Here is an 8,260-nt window from a genome sequence, read left to right on the forward strand (position 1 = left end):
AATCAAGATGATTTGTAGGCTCATCAAGTAGTATAATATCAGGATCCTGTGCAAATACTCTCGCTAAAAATACTCTCTGCATTTGTCCTCCTGAAAGCTCTGTTATTAATTTATCCTTTATATCCAATAACCCGACTTTATCTATACTGTCTAATATAATTTCGTCGTCCTCCTTAGATAATTTGCTCAATACACCTTTACTATAAGCATATCTACCTAAAGATACAGTATCGTAAATTGTATACGGAAAATAAATTTCTGTAATTTGGCTCATAAGTCCTACCTTTTTTGCAAAGTGTTTTCTATTCATAGAAAATACCTCTTGTCCATCGATTAAAATACTTCCCTTATACTCCAAAATATTTGCAATAGACTTTAAAAGCGTACTTTTACCACATCCATTCGGACCGACTATACATAAATTTTCTCCATTTTTAACTGTAAAATTTATCTCCTTTAATATATCTTTTCCTTCATATCCGCTATAAAGCTTCTTAACCTCTAACATAATTATCAACTCGCTTTTTTAAAATAAACATATGCAAAAAATGGTGCTCCTATAATAGCTGTAACTGCTCCTACTGGAAGCTCTACTGGCGCAAATACACTTCTTGCAATTAAATCTGTAACCACCATCAAGCATCCTCCAAATACAAAAGACATCGGTATTACATATCTATGGTTTGAACCAAATATCTTTCTAACTACATGTGGTGCGATTAAATCTACAAATCCAATAGTCCCACTAAGTGATACAGCTCCTCCTGTCAAAACAGCTGAAAATATAAAAAGCTTAGTCTTTACCTTTGATGTCTCGACTCCAACTGATTTAGCTTGCTCTTCTCCAAATGTAAGTATATCCATTTCTTTAGTATACATAAGTATACCTATCATACCGATTAAACAAAATGGCATTATAAGTCCGACATATGTCCATCCTCTCATGGCAAAGCTACCCATTTGCCATAAAGTTATACTTTTTAAATCCTCTGAAAACATCGCAGTAAGCGTTGTAAGTAAAGCATTTACAAATAAAGAAAAAACCATACCAGCTAATATTATAGTATTGTTAGACATAGTTCTATCTATTTTATTAGAAAATATTATTACTATGTAGACTGTAAAAAGACCGAATATAAATCCAACTAATGGAAGTGTAAAGCTTCCTATAAATGGAATAGAAAAACCTGTTACTATTACAAGTCCTGCACCTAAAGATGCACCTGATGATACCCCTAATGTAAATGGTGATGCCAATTGATTTTTCAATATAGATTGAACAACAGCACCACTTGACGCTAAACACCCGCCAACTAAAAATGCCAATAAAACCCTAGGTAATCTAATTTTCCAAATAATAGATACATCCTTAGCTAATATGCCATCTCTAAGAGGTATACCTAAAGCTTTATTTGCAATTATAGATATAGTATCTAACATACTTATATCGGAGCTTCCTATAGAAGCCCCAATATAAATTAATATAAATACTATAAATATGCTTATTATACTCTTTTGTCTATTTGTCATTATATTCATCTGGATATATAGCCTTTGCCATTTCTTTTAAAGCTTTTATTACATTAGGTGTTGGTCTTGAAGATGAATTTGTATCTATAGAGTAAACTTCTTTTTCTTTAACAGCAGTTATATTTTCCCATCCATCTCTATTCATTATATCGTCGATTGGATTTTCTATATAATTTACATTAGTAAGTATAACGTCTGGATTTGCATCTATTACTGATTCTGAACTTGGAGATATCCAAGATTCTTGGTCTTTAAATATGTTTTCAGCACCTACTATTTCTATAATTTCGTTTAAGAATGTTGAATTACCGAAGCTGTATAGGTTTGGTGCTGGTCCTATTTCAAAATAAACCTTCTTTTTATTTTCTATTTTGCTACCTATTTGTTGTATTTCTTCAATGTCTGATTTCATAGAAGATATTATTTCTTCACCCTTATCACTTACATCAAATAATTCTGCTAAAAATGTGATATCTTCGTATATACCGTCTATACTGTTGCTACTTGGTATGTATACAACACATATTCCAGCATCCTTGATAGCTTTATAAGGATCTTCTGATGAACCGCTGTATTCTGTTGCTACTATTATATCTGGATCTAATTCTATAATTGCTTCAGCATCTGGAGTTGTAAAATTCATTAATTCAGTATTTTTACTTAGCCCTTCAACATCTGCTGAATATTCATCTGCTGCTATAATCTTATCAGCTAATCCCAATGCCACTAAATTTTCTGTATTAGCTGGTGCAGTAGATATAATTGTTTCAATTTTACTTGGAACTTCTACTTCATTTCCTTGTCTGTCTGTTATTTTCTTGTCCCCGCCATTGCCGTTATTGCATCCAACTGCTAAAAGCATTGTCAAACACAATAAAATAGATAAAATTTTCTTTTTCACTTAAAAATCCTCCTTTTTTAAATTTAAATTTATGTTTACTTTTCCTCATAAAAAGATACATTTTTTATTACTATATCGAAAGTTCCGTTTTCATTTTTTCTGACGCTGTATTTCATAGGATCTTCAAAATCTGATAAATTTCCTTTTATATCAAAGCCATTATCTGTTTTTATACTTCTCTTTTTAAGTTTCTTTTCAACCCATTTTTTATCAATTGAGAAGTTTTCAGTAAGTCCCTTATCCTCCATATGTTCTTTGAAGCTTTCCTTTAACTCTTGATCTATTATATTGTTTTGTACAAATTCATCTACATCGATTTCAGCTTTTTCTTTTAAAGTGTAGTTTAACATGCTTCTTATGTCCTCTGCTTTTTTGATGTCATCTGAAATTGCATTTGTAATCCAGTTTTCAGCCGTAGTTTTAAATACCTTTGTTTTATATTTGCTGTCTTCTACTTTTTTTGCATTTAAAAAGTCTGATACAAATTTTGTTTCGATTTGTTCCTTTTCTGCATCCTTATCTAGCAACTTTAGATGGTATTCGTCATTAATTCCGCTTACACCTACTAGAGCACATTGTTTTTGTCGCCCTGTCTCTGGGATTCCAATTTCATTTGATACTATTTGTATGTTAAATTTGTCTTCTATAAACTCAATAGAATGTGTGTATGACTTTTTATATTCTAGCTTGATTATCGCTACGTTTTTTTCGTCCTTTACACTGTACAAGCAAACAGCAAGATCACAAGAATCCATTTCTTCACCTGACTTCATAACTTCAAATAAAAATGCAGCTATTTCCTTTGAATTTTGTAAAAATGTATCTTCATCGTAAATTATTTGTTCACAGCAATTTTTAACTACGTTGTTATTGTAATCGTTAAATTCTGCCTTTCTTAAATCATCGTCCTTTGAAACTCTATTTATAATCTTTTGAAAAAACTTATCCACTTCTAAACTGTTTCTACATTCGTAATCGTTTAATATCGGACTATCATTGTTTTTATCCAAAACATGCACTATAGATTTATGTATAACCATTTTAATCTCTCCTTATTTCTATCTTAATTTTTCAATTAATTCCTTCATATCTCGAGGTATATCTGTCTCAAATTCTAAAACCTCTTTAGTTCTAGGCTGTTTAAACTTCAAGCTATATGCATGTAACGCCTGTCTATTTATTAAATCTTCGTCTAAAGAGCCGTACAATTCATCTCCTATAATAGGATGACCTATATGAGACATATGAACTCTTATTTGATGAGTTCTACCTGTCTCTAGTTTAACCTCTAAAACAGTAGCAGCCTTTAATCTCTCAATTACCTTGTAATGAGTAATAGATTCTTGTCCTCTAGGGTCTACAACTCTCTTCACACTATCATCTGTCGGTCTGTAAATAGGCTCGTCTATAGTGCCTTGGTCTTTTTCCACGACACCCTTTACTACTGTTATATATTTTTTATCAAAGCCTTCATCCTTCATCTCGCTAGACAATACATGTTGAGCAAATGGGTTTTTTGCAACTATTACAAGGCCTGATGTATTCATATCTAATCTATTTACAAATCTTATTTTTACATTTTCTCCTTTTTTGACTATGTAATCTGTAACTCCATTTGCCATAGTGTTTTCAAAATGACTCTTTGTAGGATGAACTACCATAAAAGGAGGCTTGTTTACAACAATTAAATCAAAATCATCGTAAACTATATCTAAATTTAAATCTTGAGGTTTAAAATTTGCCATATCCTCTTCTATGCTTACTTCTATTAAATCTCCTTTTTTAACCTTTTTATCTAATTTTTTAAAATTTTTATTTACATTTACTGTTTTAAATCGCTTTAATTTAGATACATATCTAACTGAAAAGTTTAATTTATCCAATAAAACCTCTTTTAATGTCAAATTATCGTCTTCATTTATGTACGATATAAGATTATATGTCTGATCTTCTTTTTTGAACAAATCTTCACCTACTTCCTTTATTATTTAACATATATATTTTACACTAATTTTTTAATATAATGAACAAAAAAGATTAACTATAAATTGCCAATGCCTTTGTCGATGATATGTCTATTCTCAATAAGCTAAAAAAGGAGTTCTCCTATATAGTATTACTATTGAAAAACCCCTTTTATAGTTCTAATAATTTTTTAATTTAATACTCTATAAATTATTCTGATAGAGCTTCATCGTATCCCTTGCATACGTCTACCCATTTTTCACATTTTGAGTACTTTTCCATTTCGTCGCAAGTCAATTCTATAGCTGAATTACTGCTTCCACAAGCTGGGAATACTGTACTAAAACGTTTCATAGAAACATCTAAAAATACTCTTACTCCGTCATTTGCTATTGCAAATGGGCACACACCACCTATAGCATGTCCTATGTATTCTACAACTTCATCTGGAGTAAGCATTTTTGCTTTTGTTGAGAATTCTGCTTTGTATTTTTTGTTATCAATTTTAGCATCCCCTGCAACTACAATTAATATCGCATTATCTCCTGCTTTATTTTTGAAAGATAGAGTTTTAGCTATTCTAGCTGGTATAACATGTGCTGCTTCAGCTGCTAATTCAACTGTTGCACTTGATTGATCAAACTCTAAAATATCATCTTCTCTTCCATATTCTGCAAAGTATGCTCTAACTTTTTCTATCGACATTTTTTACACCCCTATATTTAATCTTTTCCATATAGTATAACATAAATTTTTACAATTCATACACAATCATGAAAAATATTATATTTATAATATTAATTCTAAACAGTTATAGTTAATAACAATCTGTGTTATAATACTTGTTATAAAGAGGTGGGATAATGGAAAGAATTATTACAATTAGCTCAAATAATCTACCAAAATCTATAACGACTAAGGATATTTTAACTGATAAATTGCAAAATGCAGGATTTACAGTTTGTGATAAACTCCATCCCCAAACGGAACTAATAATTTCTATAGGAGGAGATGGTTCTTTTTTACAAACAGTACACGACTTTGAATTTCCAGAGGTTCCTATTTTAGGAATAAATACAGGTCATCTAGGATTTTTCCCTGATTTTTCTCCATCTGATATAGATCTTTTTATCGAATCTTATCTAATGGGAGATTACATAGTTCAAGAAATTCCTGTACTTCAATCAACAGTCTGTACTAAATCTAATTGCAATGATGTTTTCGCTATAAATGAAGTTGTAGTAAAAGGATACAAATCCAGAACTATACATTTATCATTGGGCATAAATAACCATCATGTACAAAACTTTAGCGGTGATGGTCTAATAGTTTCGACTTCAACAGGTTCTACAGCATACAATTATGCAGCCAGTGGAAGTATAATAGACCCAAGTATAAATGTAATGCAAATTACACCATTAGCACCTATAAACACAAATGCATATAGAAGCTTTACTTCTAGTATTATTTGTTCAAAGGATTCAATTGTAAAAATATCACCAGAATATAGATTTGAAGATTCAATATTGATAATTGTTGATGGGGTAGAATATCAATTTAAGCAAATAGTAAGTATTTCGACATTTGTTTCTGATTTAAAAGTCAAATTACTTAGAATGTCAAATTACGAATTTTGGAGCAGAGTAACTGAAAAGTTCTTATAAATTTTATTTTAGGAGGATAATTATGAAGATAGGTGTAATGAGCGACACTCATGGTAGCTTACCTTATTTTGAAAAAGCATTAGACTTATTAAAGGACTGCGATGTGATATTCCATATAGGAGACGTACTTTATCACGGTCCAAGAAATGATTTACCTGAAGGATACAACCCTAAAGGCGTAATCGAAAAAATAAACAACGTAGACAATATTTTAATAGCTAGAGGAAATTGCGATGCTGATGTAGATCAAATGGTCATAAAACATCCTATACAAAGTCCTTACGTTTTAACTCAATTTGGAGAAATAAGATTTTTATTAAATCACGGATATCTAGAATCAAAGGAAGAAATCATAAAAAAAGCAAAAAATATGGGCGCAGATGTCTTAATTTTAGGACATACTCATGTAAAAGAGCTATTCATAGATGATGGATTAATAGTTTTAAATCCAGGAAGTACTTCTATCCCTAAGGATGGCAGCCATTCAGTAGCTATTATAGATATTATACCTATTGATGACGGTCACGATGAATTAGACTTAAATATCGATTTAATAGATATAAATACAGGTGAAATAATAGAATTGTAATTTAAAAGCCTAAATTAGATTTAAAATCTAATCTAGGCTTTTTTGATTCGAAAACACATCCCGATATTATATAAATATTCTAATCTTGTTTATTCTATTTTTATCGATGCTCTCGATATTGAACTTGACATTTTCAACTTCAACTAACTCATTTTCTTCAGGTATACGCTTTAAATATCCTATTATAAAACCACCTATAGAATCAAATTCTTCTGATTCAAGATTGATTTCAAGTGTTTCATTTACATCGATTATCTTAGTACTACCTTCAACTAAATATTCATTTTCACTTACTTTTATGATTTCCTCTTCTTCCTCGTCGTATTCGTCGTCTATATCTCCAACAATTACCTCAACTAAGTCCTCTATAGTAAGCAATCCAGCTGTTCCACCGTATTCATCTACTACTATAGCCATTTGACTTTTTTCTTTTTTCATCTCTTCAAGGAGCTGAGTTATTTTCTTAAATTCATAAGTAAAAAATGCCTCTCTAATGTAATCCTTTATATCAAAATTTTCTATTTCCTCATCGCTTAAGAAAATTATATCTTTTACATTTAATATTCCCACAATATCGTCAATACTCTCTTCATATACAGGTAATCTACTTAGTTTTTCACTTTTAAACATTTCTATGATTTCATCATAGCTGTCTTCTATATTTATAGCTACCATATCTAATCTTTGAACCATTGCTTCTTTAGCCTGCATATCTCCAAATTGGAAGACATTATTTATTATTTCACGCTCTTCCATTTCAAGCACGCCTTCTTCATGGCTTACATTTACCATAGTCTTCAATTCTTCTTCTGTAATAAATGGTTTAACACCGTCATTGTCAATTCCCATTAATTTAAAAATGACACCTGTTAAAAGATTGAACACCCAAACTAAAGGCTTTACAATCTTCATAATTAAATTAATTGGCTTAGATACTAGCAATGCTACCTTCTCTGGACTATTAGCTGCAATAGTTTTAGGTGTTATTTCCCCAAAAATTAAAACAAGAACTGTCATAACAGCCGTAGCAATTGCAACCCCTTGAGCTCCAAATATGCTCATAAACAAAGCTGTAGAAACTGATGTAGCAGCTATATTTACTATATTGTTCCCAACTAAGATTGAACTAAGTAAATCACTTGACTTTTCTATAAGAGAAGCCACTAGCTTAGCCCCTTTTACACCTTCATCTTCCATATATCTAATTCTAATTTTGCTAAGCGACATTAAAGCTGTCTCAGACGCTGAGAAAAATGCCGATCCCGCTAATAAAAACACTAGTAATACAATCTGTAATACATTTTCGGTCGAACCCAACCTTTACCACTCTCCTAATTTCTAAAATTTTATAATGTATAATAAATTATAATAATATGCTTCAAAAAAATCTACATCGATTCGATAATATTTAGATGAAGATTTTTTTATTAGTACTAATTATAACATAAATGTAAGCAATTTACCATTTTGAAAATACAGTTAATATTCTAATATTCTTTTTATAATGCATAGGAAATTATATCCCTTTGAAAATTTGGATAAATATAATTTCCGTCATGCATTTCAAAAAAGTCTACATTAATTTAATAATCTTCAAATGAAGACTTTTTT

Annotated in this window: 9 protein-coding genes; 2 read left to right on the plus strand and 7 right to left on the minus strand. The window is 30.4% G+C overall.

Features of this window, described 5'->3' with window-relative positions; all coding sequences use genetic code 11:
- From ACI3VO_RS00565 to ACI3VO_RS00590, 6 genes are all read right to left on the minus strand, one after another.
- Positions 1 to 508: ABC transporter ATP-binding protein (locus ACI3VO_RS00565; RefSeq protein WP_439756041.1), on the minus strand; the 508-nt coding region annotated here is incomplete at its 3' end.
- A 5-nt stretch (positions 509 to 513) separates the two neighbouring features.
- Complete coding sequence (locus tag ACI3VO_RS00570; protein ID WP_439756042.1) at positions 514 to 1,539, minus strand: FecCD family ABC transporter permease; 1,026 nt, start codon at positions 1,537 to 1,539, stop codon at positions 514 to 516.
- Positions 1,520 to 2,431 carry an ABC transporter substrate-binding protein gene (locus ACI3VO_RS00575; protein WP_439756043.1) on the minus strand — a complete coding sequence of 304 codons (912 nt, stop codon included), beginning with the start codon at positions 2,429 to 2,431 and terminating at the stop codon, positions 1,520 to 1,522. Before ACI3VO_RS00575 ends, ACI3VO_RS00570 begins: the two co-directional genes overlap by 20 nt.
- A 35-nt stretch (positions 2,432 to 2,466) precedes the next feature.
- Positions 2,467 to 3,471, minus strand: a complete 1,005-nt coding sequence (locus ACI3VO_RS00580) for a nucleoid-associated protein (protein WP_439756044.1) — start codon at positions 3,469 to 3,471, stop codon at positions 2,467 to 2,469.
- Positions 3,472 to 3,489: 18 nt separating this feature from the next.
- Positions 3,490 to 4,395: an RluA family pseudouridine synthase gene (locus ACI3VO_RS00585; RefSeq protein WP_439756045.1), complete on the minus strand. Its 906-nt coding sequence runs from the start codon at positions 4,393 to 4,395 to the stop codon at positions 3,490 to 3,492.
- A 211-nt stretch (positions 4,396 to 4,606) separates the two neighbouring features.
- Positions 4,607 to 5,101, minus strand: coding sequence for a YbaK/EbsC family protein (locus ACI3VO_RS00590; protein ID WP_320626552.1), 495 nt, complete (start codon positions 5,099 to 5,101; stop codon positions 4,607 to 4,609).
- A 158-nt stretch (positions 5,102 to 5,259) separates the two neighbouring features.
- On the opposite strand from ACI3VO_RS00590, the gene ACI3VO_RS00595 reads away from it, so the two are divergent.
- Together ACI3VO_RS00595 and yfcE are read left to right on the plus strand one after the other, a co-directional pair.
- Positions 5,260 to 6,060: an NAD(+)/NADH kinase gene (locus ACI3VO_RS00595; RefSeq protein WP_439756046.1), complete on the plus strand. Its 801-nt coding sequence runs from the start codon at positions 5,260 to 5,262 to the stop codon at positions 6,058 to 6,060.
- Between the two features lie 22 nt (positions 6,061 to 6,082).
- The gene (yfcE, locus tag ACI3VO_RS00600; protein WP_439756047.1) at positions 6,083 to 6,649 is read left to right on the plus strand and encodes a phosphodiesterase; all 567 of its coding nucleotides are present in this window, start codon (positions 6,083 to 6,085) and stop codon (positions 6,647 to 6,649) included.
- A gap of 66 nt (positions 6,650 to 6,715) precedes the next feature.
- On the opposite strand, the gene ACI3VO_RS00605 is transcribed toward yfcE, so the two are convergent.
- On the minus strand, positions 6,716 to 7,966 hold the full coding sequence (locus tag ACI3VO_RS00605) for an HlyC/CorC family transporter (RefSeq protein ID WP_439756048.1): 1,251 nt from the start codon (positions 7,964 to 7,966) through the stop codon (positions 6,716 to 6,718).
- Positions 7,967 to 8,260 lie beyond the last annotated feature (294 nt).

This window comes from Intestinibacter sp., from assembly GCF_051866655.1.
GTDB lineage: Bacteria > Bacillota > Clostridia > Peptostreptococcales > Peptostreptococcaceae > Intestinibacter.